This window comes from Janthinobacterium sp. GMG1 (assembly GCF_034427795.1).
Lineage (GTDB): Bacteria > Pseudomonadota > Gammaproteobacteria > Burkholderiales > Burkholderiaceae_D > Janthinobacterium.
Genome location: NZ_JAXQNT010000005.1, coordinates 176,489 through 190,980, shown reverse-complemented (window position 1 = coordinate 190,980; position 14,492 = coordinate 176,489). Strand labels below are relative to the sequence as shown.

The 14,492-nt window shown below is 63.2% G+C and carries 11 protein-coding genes; 5 read left to right on the top strand and 6 right to left on the bottom strand.

The window, feature by feature from the left end; translation table 11 throughout:
* Positions 1–68: 68 nt before the first annotated feature.
* The 6 genes from prpF to SJI03_RS15670 all read right to left on the bottom strand — a co-directional run bounded on the left by prpF (position 69) and on the right by SJI03_RS15670 (position 6,997).
* Positions 69–1,259, bottom strand: coding sequence for a 2-methylaconitate cis-trans isomerase PrpF (gene prpF / locus SJI03_RS15695; protein WP_322427802.1), 1,191 nt, complete (start codon positions 1,257–1,259; stop codon positions 69–71).
* A 61-nt stretch (positions 1,260–1,320) separates the two neighbouring features.
* Positions 1,321–3,915: a Fe/S-dependent 2-methylisocitrate dehydratase AcnD gene (acnD, locus tag SJI03_RS15690; protein ID WP_322427926.1), complete on the bottom strand. Its 2,595-nt coding sequence runs from the start codon at positions 3,913–3,915 to the stop codon at positions 1,321–1,323.
* A 23-nt stretch (positions 3,916–3,938) separates the two neighbouring features.
* Entirely contained in the window at positions 3,939–5,093 is a 1,155-nt protein-coding gene (gene prpC, locus SJI03_RS15685; protein WP_100873471.1) for a 2-methylcitrate synthase, read from the bottom strand.
* A gap of 80 nt (positions 5,094–5,173) precedes the next feature.
* On the bottom strand, positions 5,174–6,061 hold the full coding sequence (gene prpB / locus SJI03_RS15680) for a methylisocitrate lyase (protein WP_034783951.1): 888 nt from the start codon (positions 6,059–6,061) through the stop codon (positions 5,174–5,176).
* Positions 6,062–6,389: 328 nt separating this feature from the next.
* Positions 6,390–6,638 (bottom strand): hypothetical protein, encoded by a 249-nt coding sequence (locus tag SJI03_RS15675; RefSeq protein ID WP_100873472.1) that lies wholly within the window; start codon positions 6,636–6,638, stop codon positions 6,390–6,392.
* Between the two features lie 122 nt (positions 6,639–6,760).
* The gene (locus SJI03_RS15670; protein WP_099378769.1) at positions 6,761–6,997 is read right to left on the bottom strand and encodes a hypothetical protein; all 237 of its coding nucleotides are present in this window, start codon (positions 6,995–6,997) and stop codon (positions 6,761–6,763) included.
* A 166-nt stretch (positions 6,998–7,163) separates the two neighbouring features.
* On the opposite strand from SJI03_RS15670, the gene SJI03_RS15665 reads away from it, so the two are divergent.
* The 5 genes from SJI03_RS15665 (at position 7,164) to SJI03_RS15645 (ending at position 14,484) form a co-directional block, all read left to right on the top strand.
* Positions 7,164–8,021, top strand: a complete 858-nt coding sequence (locus SJI03_RS15665) for an MBL fold metallo-hydrolase (RefSeq protein WP_322427801.1) — start codon at positions 7,164–7,166, stop codon at positions 8,019–8,021.
* 140 nt (positions 8,022–8,161) lie between these two features.
* The gene (locus tag SJI03_RS15660; protein WP_322427799.1) at positions 8,162–10,297 is read left to right on the top strand and encodes an effector protein Tle3 domain-containing protein; all 2,136 of its coding nucleotides are present in this window, start codon (positions 8,162–8,164) and stop codon (positions 10,295–10,297) included.
* Positions 10,298–10,427: 130 nt separating this feature from the next.
* Positions 10,428–11,765 (top strand): virulence factor, encoded by a 1,338-nt coding sequence (locus SJI03_RS15655; RefSeq protein WP_322427798.1) that lies wholly within the window; start codon positions 10,428–10,430, stop codon positions 11,763–11,765.
* A gap of 122 nt (positions 11,766–11,887) precedes the next feature.
* On the top strand, positions 11,888–13,345 hold the full coding sequence (locus SJI03_RS15650; RefSeq protein WP_322427797.1) for an MFS transporter: 1,458 nt from the start codon (positions 11,888–11,890) through the stop codon (positions 13,343–13,345).
* Positions 13,342–14,484, top strand: a complete 1,143-nt coding sequence (locus SJI03_RS15645) for an efflux RND transporter periplasmic adaptor subunit (protein ID WP_322427796.1) — start codon at positions 13,342–13,344, stop codon at positions 14,482–14,484. The genes SJI03_RS15650 and SJI03_RS15645 overlap by 4 nt, the downstream gene beginning before the upstream one ends.
* Positions 14,485–14,492: the final 8 nt, after the last annotated feature.

Here is a 14,492-nt window from a genome sequence, read left to right as displayed (position 1 = left end):
GCCTGGCCGAACTGGCCTGGCCACCGCTTGTGTGCATCGCCTGCGTGCCATCCGCCTGCGTATTTTTCCTAAAACGCGTCGCCGGGAACGCGCACAGTCCCTTCCATCAGCACGCGTGCGCTGCGGCTCATGATGGCCTTGGTGACGCTCCACACGCCATCGGCCAGCGCCGCTTCCGCGCCCACCATCAGGGTGCCGGACGGGTGGCCGAAGCGCACCGAATTGCGGGGGCCGCCGCCGGCCGCCAGGTTGACCAGGGTGCCGGGGATGGCCGCCGCCGTGCCGATGGCGACAGCGGCCGTGCCCATCATGGCGTGATGCAGTTTGCCCATGGACAGGGCGCGCACCAGCAGGTCGATCTCGCCCGCTGCCACCTGCTTGCCGCTGGATGAGACATAGCCGGCCGGCTTGGCGACAAACGCCACTTTCGGCGTGTGCTGGCGCTTCGCCGCCTCGTCAAGATGTGCGATGAGGCCCATGCGTAGCGCGCCATGCGCGCGGATGGTCTCGAAACGGGCCAGCGCGGCCGGATCGCCATTGATGGCGTCCTGCAGTTCCGTGCCCGTGTAGCCGATGGCGTCCGCGTCGACAAAAATCGTCGGGATGCCGGCGTTGATCATCGTGACTTTCAACACGCCGATGCCGGGCACGTCGAGGTCATCAACCAGGTTACCGGTAGGGAACATGGCACCGCCGCCGCCCTCTTCCTCCGCGGCCGGATCGAGGAATTCCAGTTTTACTTCGGCGGCCGGGAAAGTCACGCCATCGAGTTCGAAATCGCCGGTTTCCTGTACTTCGCCATTCGTCATGGGCACATGGGCGATGATGGTCTTGCCGATATTGGCTTGCCAGATGCGCACCGTGGCGATGCCGTTTGCAGGCACGCGAGCTACGTCAATCAGGCCGCTGGCAATGGCGAACGAACCGACGGCGGCCGACAGGTTGCCGCAGTTGCCGCTCCAGTCGACAAACGGCTTGTCGATGGAGACCTGGCCGAACAGGTAGTCGACGTCGTGTTCCGGCTTGCTGCTTTTCGCCAGGATCACCGTCTTGCTGGTGCTCGACGTGGCGCCGCCCATGCCGTCGATCTGCTTGCCGTACGGGTCGGGGCTGCCGATCACGCGCAGCAGGAGCGCATCGCGCGCCGCACCCGGCACTTGCGCGCTGGCGGGCAAATCCTGCAGGCGGAAGAACACGCCCTTGCTGGTGCCGCCGCGCATGTAGGTGGCGGAAATTTTAATTTGAGGGGTCTGGGTCATGGAGTTTCCTGAAAAGCCGGGCAGCGCGCGCCTGCACGCCACCCGGTGAATGACGAACTGCTTACGCGGCCTTGGACGACTCGAGGAAATCCTGGGCAAACCTTTGCAGCACGCCGCCGGCCTCGTAAATCGACACCTCTTCCGCCGTATCGAGGCGGCAGGTAACGGGCACTTCGAGCGTTTCGCCGTCCTTGCGATGAATGACGAGGGTCAAGGTGGAGCGCGGCGTGCGCTCGCCTACGACATCATAGGTTTCGCTGCCATCGAGGCCCAACGTCTTGCGGTTCACGCCAGGCAGGAATTCCAGCGGCAAGACGCCCATGCCCACCAGGTTGGTACGGTGGATGCGCTCGAACCCTTCGGCCACGATGGCTTCCACGCCGGCCAGGCGCACGCCCTTGGCGGCCCAGTCGCGCGAGGAGCCCTGGCCGTAGTCGGCGCCGGCGATGATGATCAATGGCTGCTTGCGCTCCATGTACACCTCGATGGCTTCCCACATGCGCGAGATTGTGCCTTCCGGCTCGATGCGCGTGAGCGAACCGGCCTTCACCTTGCCATCCTCGATGACCATCTCGTTTTTCAGGGTCGGATTGGCAAACGTGGCGCGCTGCGCCGTCAAATGGTCGCCCCGGTGCGTGGCGTAGGAATTGAAATCTTCTTCCGGTAAGCCCATTTTCGCCAGGTATTCGCCGGCCGCGCTATCGAGCATGATGGCGTTCGATGGCGACAAGTGGTCGGTCGTGATGTTGTCGCCCAGGACGGCCAGCGGACGCATGCCTTTCAAGGGGCGTGCGCCAGCCAGCGCGCCTTCCCAGTACGGCGGACGGCGGATATACGTCGTCTGCGGACGCCAGTCGTACAGGGGGCTGACCTTGACGCCGTCGTCCGCCTGCGCGGCGAACATCGGAATGTACACCTTGCGGAACTGCTCCGGCTTGACGCTGGAAGCGACGATGGCGTCGATTTCCTCGTCCGACGGCCAGATATCTTTCAGCAAAATCGGCTTGCCGTCCGCGTCATGGCCCAGCACATCCTTCTCGATATCGAAACGGATGGTGCCGGCGATCGCGTAGGCCACCACCAGCGGCGGCGAGGCAAGGAAAGCCTGCTTCGCGTACGGGTGGATGCGGCCGTCGAAGTTGCGGTTGCCCGACAGGACAGCCGTGGCGTACAGGTCGCGCGACACCACTTCTTCCTGGATGACGGGGTCAAGCGCGCCCGACATGCCGTTGCACGAGGTGCAGGCGAAAGCCACGACGCCAAAGCCCAATGTTTCGAGCTCCGGCATCAGGCCCGCTTCCTGCAGATACAGTTCCACGGTTTTCGAGCCGGGCGCCAGCGAGGATTTCACCCACGGCTTGCGGGTCAAACCAAGGCGGTTCGCATTGCGCGCGATCAAACCGGCGGCGATCATGTTGCGCGGGTTGTTCGTATTGGTGCAGCTGGTGATGGCCGCGATGATGACGGCGCCGTCCGGCATCTTGCCCGGCTCGTTTTCCACCACGCCGGAAATGCCGCGCGCGGCCAGTTCAGACGTCGGCACGCGGTTGTGCGGATTCGACGGACCGGCGATATTGCGCACGACGGACGACAGGTCAAAGCTCAATACGCGCTCATACTGCGCGTCGACCAGGCTGTCGGCCCACAGGCCCGTTTCTTTGGCATACAGCTCCACCAGTTTCACCAGTTCGTCGTCGCGGCCCGTCAGTTTCAGATATTTGATGGTTTGCGCGTCGATGTAGAACATGGCGGCCGTGGCACCAAATTCCGGCGCCATGTTGGAAATCGTGGCGCGGTCGCCCAGGGTCAGGTGCGACGCGCCTTCGCCAAAGAATTCCAGGTAGGACGAGACGACCTTCTGCTTGCGCAGGAATTCCGTCAGCGCCAGCACCGTGTCCGTGGCCGTGATGCCAGGCTGCGGCTTGCCCGTCAGCTTGACGCCGATGATGTCGGGCAAGCGCATCCACGAGGCGCGGCCCAGCATCACGCTTTCCGCTTCCAGGCCGCCCACGCCGATGGCGATCACACCCAGCGCGTCGACCATCGGCGTATGCGAATCCGTGCCCACCAGGGTGTCGGGATAGGCCACGCCATCCTGCACCTGGATCACGGGCGACATGCGCTCAAGATTGATCTGGTGCAGGATGCCGTTGCCGGGCGGGATCACGTCAACGTTTTTAAAGGCTTTCTTGGTCCAGTCGATGAAGTCGAAACGGTCTTCGTTGCGGCGGTCTTCGATGGTGCGGTTCTTGGCGAAGGCGTCGGGGTCGAAACCGCCGCATTCGACGGCCAGCGAGTGGTCGACCACCAGTTGCGTCGGCACGACCGGGTTGACCAGGGCCGGGTCGCCGCCCTGGGCCGCGATGGCGTCGCGCAAGCCGGCCAGGTCGACCAGGGCCGTCTGTCCCAGGATGTCATGGCAGACGACGCGCGCGGGGAACCATGGGAAATCGAGGTCGCGCCGGCGTTCGATGAACTGGCTCAGCGAAGCATTCAATGTCGCCGGGTCACAGCGGCGCACGAGGTTTTCGGCCAGCACGCGCGAGGTGTAGGGCAAGGTGGCGTAGGCGCCTGGCTGGATCGCATCGACGGCGGCGCGCGTGTCGAAGTAGTCTAGCTGGGTGCCCGGCAAGGATTTGCGGTGCAGGGTATTCATCGGGGTAGTCAATGCAGTACTCATTATTTGCGGTCCTTGATCGGCACGAATTCCAGATCTTCCGGGCCCACGTAGTTGGCGCTCGGGCGGATGATCTTGTTGTCGATGCGCTGCTCGATGATGTGGGCAGCCCAGCCCGAAGTGCGCGAAATGACGAACAGCGGCGTGAACATCGCCGTCGGCACGCCCATCATGTGGTACGACACGGCCGAGAACCAGTCCAGGTTCGGGAACATGTTCTTGATTTCCCACATGACCGATTCCAGGCGCTCGGCGATGTCGAACATTTTCGTGGAGCCGGCTTCCTGCGACAGCGAACGCGCCACTTCCTTGATGACGACGTTGCGCGGGTCGGAGATCGTGTAGACGGGGTGGCCGAAACCGATCACCACTTCCTTGTTGGCCACGCGCTCGCGGATATCCGCTTCCGCTTCATCGGGGTTGTCATAGCGTTTCTGGATATCCAGCGCCACTTCGTTTGCGCCGCCGTGTTTCGGGCCGCGCAGCGCGCCGATGGCGCCCGTGATGGCCGAGTGGATGTCCGAACCCGTGCCGGCGATGACGCGGCTGGTGAAGGTCGAGGCGTTGAATTCGTGTTCCGCGTACAGGATCAGCGATGTGTGCATGGCCTTTTCCCACGACGCCGACGGTTTTTCGCCATGCAGCAGGTGCAGGAAGTGGCCGCCGATCGAGTCGTCGTCCGTTTCCACTTCGATGCGCTTGCCGTTATGGCTGTAGTGGTACCAGTACAGCAGCATGGAGCCGAACGACGCCATCAGGCGGTCGGCGATGTCGCGCGCGCCCGGCGCGTTATGGTCGTCTTTTTCCGGCAGGGTGCAGCCCAGCACGGACACGCCCGTGCGCATCACGTCCATCGGGTGGGCGGCGGCCGGCAGCGCTTCCAGCGCCAGCTTCACGGCCGACGGCAAGCCGCGCAGCGATTTCAATTTGGCCTTGTAGCCTTTCAGTTCGGCGGACGTCGGCAGCTTGCCGTGCACCAGCAGATAGGCGATTTCCTCGAACTCGCAGCTGTCGGCCACGTCCAGGATGTCATAGCCGCGGTAATGCAAATCGTTGCCGGTCTTGCCGACCGAGCACAGCGCCGTGTTGCCGGCGGTGACGCCGGACAGGGCGACGGATTTTTTAGGCTTGAAAGTGGCGGCTTGCGGTGCGTTCATTGATTTCTCCAAAAATTGACTAGTCTCGGTTGCGTCACTGCGGGGCCGGCATGCGGCCCCTGCTTCTTGCTTATTTCTGCTTATTTCTTTTGCGCGGCGAACAGCGCATCGAGCTTTTGCTCGAAGTCGTGGTAATTGATCGATTCATACAGCTCCATGCGCGTCTGCATGGTGTCGACGACATTCTTTTGCGTGCCGTCGCGGCGCAGCGCCTGGTACACGTTTTCCGCCGCCTTGTTCATGGCGCGGAAGGCGGACAGCGGATACAAGGCCAGGCCCACGTGCGCGCTGCGCAATTCGTCCAGCGTGAACAGCGGCGTGGAACCGAATTCCGTGATGTTGGCCAAAATCGGCACGTTGACGGCCTTGGCGAAGGTGGCGTACATGTCCAGATCCGTGATGGCTTCCGGGAAGATCATGTCGGCGCCCGCTTCGACGCAGGCGACGGCGCGTTCCAACGCCGCTTCCAGGCCATCGACGGCCAGCGCATCGGTGCGCGCCATGATGACGAAATTCGGGTCCGTGCGCGCATCGACGGCGGCCTTGATGCGGTCGACCATTTCTTCCTTGCTCACGATTTCCTTGCCAGGACGGTGACCGCAGCGCTTGGCGCCCACCTGGTCTTCAATATGCAGGCCGGCCGCGCCGAACTTGATCATCGATTTCACCGTGCGCGCCACGTTGAAGGCGGACGAACCGAAGCCCGTGTCGGCGTCGACCAGCAGCGGCAGGTCGCACACGTCAGTGATGCGGCGGATATCGGTCAGCACGTCGTCCAGGCTGGAAATGCCCAGGTCGGGCAAACCCAGCGAGCCGGCCGCGACGCCGCCGCCGGACAGGTAGATAGCCTTGTAGCCGGCACGCTTGGCCAGCAAGGCGTGGTTGGCGTTGATGGCGCCGACGACTTGCAACGGGGATTCTTCCTGGACGGCCTTGCGGAATGCGGCACCTGCTGAGTATTGAGTCATGTGTTCACCTTATGGGTTTCGGATGGTCCCGAATGTTTCACGGAGTGGCTATGAGCATGGGTATTGCAAATGCCGTGCCAGGACCCTTCGACCAGAGGAAAAACCCGTTGTTGCAGAGCGAAAAGGCGAGCAAACGGCTGTAGCGGCCACGCAGCGTGGCTGTCACGCGAGGGAACAGCGATGTCACGTTTGGCGTCAACAATGTTTCATAATTGTTTCAAGAAATTCATTTTGAAACATTGAATGAAACATGCAACAGGCAGAAAAAGAGCGGGAATAAAAAAAACAGCCGGCGAGCGCCGGCTGAGAGTGATATTTCGAAGTAAAACTAGGCCAGCCTAACCAGCGGATTGGCGATGATATTGTCGATCTGGCGCACGGCTTCTTCGCAGGCGGCGGCAATCGCGCCGTCCTCGTCGTCGCGCACGAATTGCATGGTCGAGCCTTCGAATACTTCCAGGCCTTCCGCGGTGGCGCGTTCGATATCGCAACTGGCCGACCATTTGCCATCGGTGGTGGGCACGGCCAGGGGAACGATTTCCCAGCCTTTATAGTGAATTTTAGAACTGCTATCCATGGGGTGCCTCCTTCGTGACTGACTCAATAGTGGAAATCGTAGCATGAAGCGCGGCTGGCAGCGACGTGTTTCACGCGCCAGCCGTAGTCCGCTCACTTTCGGGCTAAACGATTTACGCTGGCTCAAGGGCGCAGCAGATTATCCACTTCCGTCTTCGCTACTTCCAGGCCAGCCGTGCAAGCCGTCTCGGGGGCCGCGTAACCGCCCAGGGTGCGGCTGCGCGTGATCGCCTGCGCCTGCGGCTCGCCCTCACGCTGCAGGCGGTAGGTAAAATCCCATAAATCGTCGTTATCCTTTTGCGGGGTCACGGAAATCGTAAAACCGCGGTACTGTTCGCTGCGTGCAGTGATATCGTTCATGAATTCCTCCTTGGAAGAATGAGGTTACCATGCAGCAAGCGTCAGGGTGCGCACGACTGTGACGGGCGCTTATCTGTTTTTCGCATGTTAAATGTCCATTTTCAGCATTTTTTTAGCGAACTCTGGCGATATAATGCCCTTCCCTTGCCCGTCCCTTGCCGCCGTGATGACTCCACAAATCCAAGCTTTCTTCGACCCCGCCACCGCCACCGTCACCTACGTTGTGTATGAGGCCGATGGCCGCGACTGCGCCATCATCGATTCCGTGCTCGACTACGATCCCAAGGCGGGCCGCACGTCCACCGCTTCGGCCGACAAGGTGATCGCCTTCGTGTGCGAACACGGCTTGCAGTGCCGCTGGCTGCTGGAAACCCATGCGCATGCCGACCACCTTTCCGCCGCGCCCTACCTGCAGCAGCAGCTGGGCGGCGACGTGGCCATCGGCGCCGCCATCCAGACGGTGCAGCAGGCGTTCGCGGCCGTCTACCACCAGGATGACGCCAGGGCCGACGGCTCGCAATTCGACCAGCTGTTCGCGCCCGACCAGGTGTTTCATATCGGCAAGCTGGAAGTGCGCGCGCTGCACGTGCCCGGCCACACGCCGGCCGACCTGGCGTACCAGATCGGCGACGCCGTCTTTGTCGGCGACACCCTGTTCATGCCGGACGTGGGCTCGGCCCGCTGCGATTTTCCCGGCGGTTCCGCTGCCCTGCTGTACCGCTCCGCGCAGCGCTTGCTGTCGCTGCCGCCGCAAACGCGGCTGTTCATGTGCCACGACTACCCGCCCAATGGCCGCGAGGCGCGCTGGGAAGTGACGGTGGCGGAACAGCGCGCAGGCAACATCCACTTGCGCGACGGCATCACGGAAGACCAATTCGTGGCCATGCGCACCAGCCGCGATGCCACCCTCGACATGCCGACCTTGATCCTGCCCGCCATCCAGGTCAACATCAATGCGGGCAAGCTGCCCGAGCCGGAAGACAACGGCGTGCGCTACCTCAAAATACCGCTGAACGCGATCTGATTTCCCCGGCATTCCCCGCCCGCCGCGCCTCCTTTCTTGATACCACGCAAGTCCCACCTCAGGCAATCCGCATATAGTGCAGATTGCCTGAGTTCGCTTGGGCGCCGCCTTTTCCTGCTTAACGCTGACGGAGCGCCCGCATGTCGCCCGACCCTACGCTCGATACCAATTGCATCCTGCTCGCCGAAGCCGAAGGCACGACCTTGTTCAGCCATGCGCTGCTCAAGGCCGTCACGCGCTTGCCGCGTCCCGGCATCATCATCTTCGTGCACGGCGTCAATTCCAACGGTGAATGGTATGAGCAGGCGGAACAAGGCCTGTGCGAAGGCCTGAATGCCCGCCTGAAACGCCGCGATGAGGACCTGGCAATCCCCGGCCCGGCCGCCGGGCAGATGCTGGCCGCCACTTACGCACCCGAATTAACGGATGACGGCTTCCTCAATCCCAAGCGCAATGCCACCACCTTCCTGCAAGCGGACGACGCCAATTCGCCTGTGATCCGCTTTCGCTGGGGCTACAAGGCCAACGGTGAGGAATTACAGGCGTTTGGCGACGGCATCTATCTCAACGAAAAGAATTACTGGGGCGGCGGACCGTTCGCCAACGGCTGCAGCGCCCTGCCTGATCTGTGGGGCAAAGGTTTGTCGGAAGAACTGTTCCTGTGGATGCATATCCAGCACATGAACCCGACGAATGACCGGCAAGTGTATGCCTGTCCGCCACGCCCGTATTTTGTGTTCGCCGCCTGGCGCCTGGCGCGGCTCGTGCAATCGATCAGGACGTGCCAGCACGACGCGCCCGTCACCATCGTCTGTCATAGCCAGGGCAATATGGTGGCTATGGCGGCCGCCTTTCTCGGCGAGACGCTGGGCGCTTCCGCCGTGGCCGACTGTTACGTACTGTGCAACCCGCCCTACAGCCTGCTCGACAGCAATTTCACGGAAAACTGGGTCAGCGGCCATTTGACGGATGAGCACGGCAACACGGGCCGGCAAAAGTATGCGGCGCGCACGCAAACCTTGAAAACGTTTTTCAACATCCTGCGCACCCGCTCGGCAATGCAGCAGGATGCCGCCTTTGTCGACGAGTGCAGTGCCAATCGCAAGCCTGAACGCAAGGATAGCTATACGGCCGCGTTCGACCGCGCAGACTATGGCTTGCAGGACTCTACCTATGGCAGGGTCACCCTGTATTTCAATCCGCACGACCAGGTGATTTCCGCCACGCCCGTGCAAGGCATAGGCTGGCGCGGCTTGTCGGCACAGGAAATTGCCAATACGGGCGGCGACGGCGTCTTCACCCAGCGCGTGTTTGCGCAAAACCACCTTGTCGGCCAGGAAAATGAAAAGGACTACGATATCTGGCAGCGCAATGGCCAGCCATTGACGCCGGACAGCCTCGATTTCTGGCACCCGCGTTCACTTGTCGCCGAGTACTCGATCAAAAAGGGCATGCGGGCCGGCAAAGGCATCGGACGCAAGATACTGACCTTTTTGTTCGCGCCCATCGCCATCGTGCTTCCCAAAGCAGCCGGCACGCGCATCAACGCCCTGCCGCCCAAGTCCTGGCGGCTGCCGATGAAGGCGCCCAAGCTGCCCGAGGCATTCCTGCCGCACTCGAAGCGCTTTGCCGACATCAGCGACCAGTTTGACGAAGGCTGCGATGCCCCGGCCGACTCCCTGCACAAAGACCGCGCCGCCGAAGCCGATGGCGCGTATGCGCCCTACCGTTCCCAGGGCAAGGGCGATGCGCAAACCGAGGCGGCGCTGCGCTATGAACAGAACGCCATGCTGCGCATGCAGGCCAGGCGCGACGGCTGGGTCGAAAAAGGCAAGCCTGTGACGGCGGTGGACAAGCCGGAGGAGGCTAGCAAGGAATTCAATGCCTGGCGCAAGCAGGAAATTCAGAACTACCTGGCTGCCAACATCGACACCCACGCCACCGATCACTCGACCATCATGACCAATCCCGAGCATGCGCAAAAGGCACTGGCGTATGACGTGGCGGTGGGGGTGTGCACGATCAGGCAGGAGGCGTTGCGCGAATTAAGGGTCGCGGCGGATTGGCAAATACTAAGAGGACTGGAGAATACCGACAAAAACAAAGAATTTTTCGAGTACTACAACAAGGGGAAATTTAAAGGAGTACCTCTATTTGAATGGGCAAATGATAAAGATAGCCCCGCCAAAAAACCAGAAAGCATCGTTGACGAGCGCCAGAATGCCAGGCCTGCCGACATTTCCACCAACTTTGCGCTGAGGACCGACGGTGCGTAAGTTCATTGCCACGCCGCGCCAGCGACTGGCTTGGGCGCTCGCCGCATCTCTCATTGTCATTTGCCTTGCGCTCTGGCTCAACTGGTCAAGCTATGCAGGTCACCAGACTATCCATTCACCTGGAGAACTCATGAAACAGTTCCTTGCGCTACCCGTGCTCGCCGCTTTCTCCCTATTTACGCTATTGACGGCCTGCGCCGTGCAGCCTGCGCAGAAAGAAGACGCTCTCCCAGCAAGCACGGCCCACGTTCCCTTCCGAGCGCAAGTGGTGGGCCTGCAGTGGCTCAATCCGCTGCAGCGGCTCGACTATCCGACCGAGTGGCAGCTGCTATGGACGTTGGGATTGGCCAAGCCCAACGAAAATGACGATATGGTCAGGACGGATCCCAGGGGCTTCAGCACCTTGCAGGCCGTCGCCCCCATTGCTCACGATATCAATGGCAGGGAAACGTTCAAGGGTTACCACCATAAGTATTTACAAGAACTGATGAGCAATTTCCACGATATCTATTTTTCCAGCCCCACCTACTTCTACCACGTCTACCCCAAGGATCAAAAACAGAACTGGCGCGAACTGGCCGGCATCCGCGTGGAGTATGCCCTGCCTGAAGGGAAATTCGATCCGCCAGAAGTTCATCAGACAATAAAAGATGAAATTATCAGCAACTTCGACATCGGCAACACCCACTTCCCCACGCTCTGGACCCGCGCCACCCCACCCGATGTGCGCATCACCCTGGGCGGCAACAATGCAGGCTTCATCTCGCTGCAAGCCGCGCTGGCCTACCTGGAAGCGCATCCGCAGCAAACCGTATGGGTCATGAACTGGGATGCGCCGAGCCGGCCGAAAACCATGCAGATCAATGAAAACCTGGCGCTGCTGGTGCTGGCCGGCCCTGATTACAAAACGGAGCGGGCGGCGCTGGCGTGGATAGGCTATCCGGCCACGAAAAATGTGGCCGATTTTGAACTGAGCAAGGACCAGCCGCCGCGCGCCGTGCAGGCCTGGCAGGCCTGGCAGGCGCTATTTGCCGAAGCGGCGCGCCAGGGCGGCAAGACGGAGACCGATATTGGCTACGTCATCCACGACGCCAACCAGACCTTGCTCACCTCCTCCGATCGCCTGGGCCAGCTGGCGCAGGCGCTGACGCTGGAAATACCCAACTTCGACTTCCTGCCGCAGACTTTCAATACGCCGGCCTTGCTGGGTGAAATGGGCGCCGGCACGGCGCTGACCAACGTGGCCTTGGGCATCGCCCATGCGAACCACGTCGGCAAACCCGTGCTGGTGGCCGGCACCAGCGATCCTGCCAGCGTCACGGGCGTGCTGGTGTCGCCGCCGGACAAGGTACGGCCCATCAATCACGACAAGCCTTGGTTCCGCGCGCGCGGCGAAAACCATGCGTATTTGCCGTGGTGGGGCATCCGTCACGATACGGCGGACGATATGCAGGGTTACTCAGATTGAAGTCCGAAGGCAATGCTCCTCACATGGCGTCAAACGCAATAACACAATGCAAATGATGCGTCTTCCGCCATGCCAGATCCCTCAGTACCATGTGGTGACCCTATTCGAGGATCCGCCACGCCATGCAACCACCTTCAAAACCCGCGCTACCCGACCAGCAAGCCACCGAAGCCGGTAGCGCCACGCGCCCCGTGCGCGGCGCGCTTGCCTGCCTGTCGCTGGCGATGCTGTTGCCCGCGCTGGGCACCAGTATCGCCAACGTGGGCTTGCCCGACATGGCGAGAGCACTGCAGGCGCCGTTCCAGGATGTGCAATGGATTGTGCTCGCGTATCTGCTGGCCATCACCGCCCTGATCGTCAGCGTGGGCCGCCTTGGCGACATGGTCGGCCGGCGCCGCCTGCTGCTGGCCGGCATCGCGCTGTTTGCCCTTGCTTCCATCCTGTGTGCCCTGGCGCCCACCTTGTGGCTGCTGGTTGCCGCGCGCGCCCTGCAGGGACTGGGCGCCTCCGTCATGATGGCGCTGACCATGGCCTTCGTCGGCAGTACCGTGCCCAAGGCCAGGACGGGCAGCGCCATGGGCCTGCTCGGCACCATGTCCGCCGTCGGCACCACGCTTGGCCCCGCGCTGGGCGGCCTGCTGATCGCGCGCTTCGGCTGGCCAGCCATTTTCCTCGTCAACGTGCCGCTGGCCGGCGTGGCGCTGCTGCTGGCCTGGCGCTACCTGCCGGCGGACCAGCGCGGCGCGCACGCCCAACGGCCCGTCTTCGACCACCGCGGCACGGTGCTGCTGGCGCTGACCCTGGGCGCCTATGCGCTGGCCATGACCCTGGGCCGCGGCCATTTCGGCGCGCGCAACGTGGCGCTGCTGCTGGCCGCCTGCGTTGGCGCCATCCTGTTTGTCCGGGTCGAACTGAAGGCGCCGGCGCCGCTGATACGCCTGGCCATGCTGCGCGCGCCCGTGCTCAGCGCCGGCCTGGCGACCAGCATGCTGGTCTCGACGGTGATGATGTCCACCCTGGTGGTCGGCCCCTTCTACCTGGCGCGCGGCCTGGACCTGGGCACGGCCGCCACCGGCATGGTACTGGCAGCCGGACCGCTGGTGGCGGCGTTCTGCGGCGTGCCGTCCGGCTGGCTGGTGGACCGCTACGGCGCGCAGCGCATGGGCGGCGCGGGACTGTGCGGCGCGGCCTTCGCCTGCCTGGCACTGGCCCTGCTGCCCGCCAGCCTGGGCATTGCCGGCTATGTCGTCCCGATCATGCTGCTCACAGCCAGCTATGCACTGTTCCAGGCAGCCAACAATACGGCCGTGATGGGCGATATCGTTCCCGAGCTGCGCGGCGTCATCTCCGGCATGCTCAATCTGTCGCGCAATCTGGGCCTCGTCACGGGCGCCTCCGTGATGGGCGCCGTCTTCGCTGCCGGCATCAGCGATATCGCCAGTGCTCCGCCAGCCGCCATGATCGGCGGCATGCACGCCACCTTTGGCGTGGCCAGCGCGCTGGTGCTCGCCGCGCTGGCCATTTTCGCGCTCGGCCGCGCCCTGGCCAAGCCACCCACGCCTTCTGGAGACCCCGCATGATGCGCCACCGTCCGATCCCGTCCCTGCCCGTCCCGCTGTTACTGCTGCTGGCCCTGGCCTGCAACGCCACGTTATCCGGCTGCGGCCGTTCCCAGGCCGCGCCTGGCGGCCCGCCGCCCAAGCCCACCGTGTCCGTGGCGCTGCCCGAATCGTCGATGGTGCAGGCGACCCTCGACTACACGGGCCGCATCGAACCGTCGCAGCGCGTGGAAGTGCGCTCGCGCGTGTCGGGCTATTTGCAGCAGATCACCTTTCGCGATGGCCAGCAGGTCAAGGCCGGCGATGCGCTGTTCGTCATCGACCCGCGCCCCTTCGCGGCGGCGCGCGACCGTGCCCGGGCCGGCCTGGCCCAGGCCAATGCACGCAGCAAGCTGGCCACGGCCCAGTTCGAGCGCAGCAGCCGGCTGCAGCAAACGGGCGCAGCCAGCACCGAGGAGCTGGAACGGGCGCGCGGCGAACTGGAAGGCGCGCAGGCGGCCGTCATGCTGAGCCAGGCGGAATTACGCAGCGCCGAACTGGAACTGTCTTTTACCACCATGCGCGCGCCCATCGCCGGCACCGTGTCGGACCGCCGCGTCGATGTCGGCAACTACGTGGCCGGCGGCGCGGCGCAAAGCGGCATACTGACCACCATCGTCGCGCACAGCCCCGTGCGCGCCATGGTCGACCTGTCGGAAGCGGATTTCCAGCGCCTGCGCCAGCAAAGCAAACTGCCATCGAAGGTGCAACTGGCATTCGACGGCGGCGGCCCCGCGCAGGATGCCAGCGTGGACTTTGTCGACAACGAAATCAGCGCCCGCTCGGGCACCGTGCGCCTGCGCGCCAGCCTGGCCAACGCCGACCGCGCCATCATGCCGGGCAGCTTTGCGCGCGTGCGCATCCCCGTCGGCGCGGCGCAGGAGCGCCTGCTGGTGCCCGACGCCGCCATACTCAGCGACCAGAACAAAAAGATGGTGTTCGTCGTGGACGCGGCGGGCAAGGTGGCGCCGCGCAAACTGGCACTGGGCGGCCTGCGGGGCGACAAGCAGATCGTGCTGTCCGGCCTCGGACCGCACGATAAAGTCATCGTCTCCGGCGCGGCCAAGGTGCGCCCGGGCGACCAAGTGCTGGTGGCCGCTGCGCGCGCCAGCGGCGCATAAGGAGAGAG

Bases quoted from the DNA above. Each gene is read 5' to 3' on its own strand.
- prpB (WP_034783951.1), bottom strand. From the start codon at position 6,061: ATGACTCAATACTCAGCAGGTGCCGCATTCCGCAAGGCCGTCCAGGAA.
- prpF (WP_322427802.1), bottom strand. From the start codon at position 1,259: ATGACCCAGACCCCTCAAATTAAAATTTCCGCCACCTACATGCGCGGC.
- SJI03_RS15655 (WP_322427798.1), top strand. From the start codon at position 10,428: ATGAAACAGTTCCTTGCGCTACCCGTGCTCGCCGCTTTCTCCCTATTT.
- SJI03_RS15670 (WP_099378769.1), bottom strand. From the start codon at position 6,997: ATGAACGATATCACTGCACGCAGCGAACAGTACCGCGGTTTTACGATT.
- SJI03_RS15660 (WP_322427799.1), top strand. From the start codon at position 8,162: ATGTCGCCCGACCCTACGCTCGATACCAATTGCATCCTGCTCGCCGAA.
- acnD (WP_322427926.1), bottom strand. From the start codon at position 3,915: ATGAATACCCTGCACCGCAAATCCTTGCCGGGCACCCAGCTAGACTAC.
- SJI03_RS15650 (WP_322427797.1), top strand. From the start codon at position 11,888: ATGCAACCACCTTCAAAACCCGCGCTACCCGACCAGCAAGCCACCGAA.
- SJI03_RS15665 (WP_322427801.1), top strand. From the start codon at position 7,164: ATGACTCCACAAATCCAAGCTTTCTTCGACCCCGCCACCGCCACCGTC.
- prpC (WP_100873471.1), bottom strand. From the start codon at position 5,093: ATGAACGCACCGCAAGCCGCCACTTTCAAGCCTAAAAAATCCGTCGCC.
- SJI03_RS15645 (WP_322427796.1), top strand. From the start codon at position 13,342: ATGATGCGCCACCGTCCGATCCCGTCCCTGCCCGTCCCGCTGTTACTG.
- SJI03_RS15675 (WP_100873472.1), bottom strand. From the start codon at position 6,638: ATGGATAGCAGTTCTAAAATTCACTATAAAGGCTGGGAAATCGTTCCC.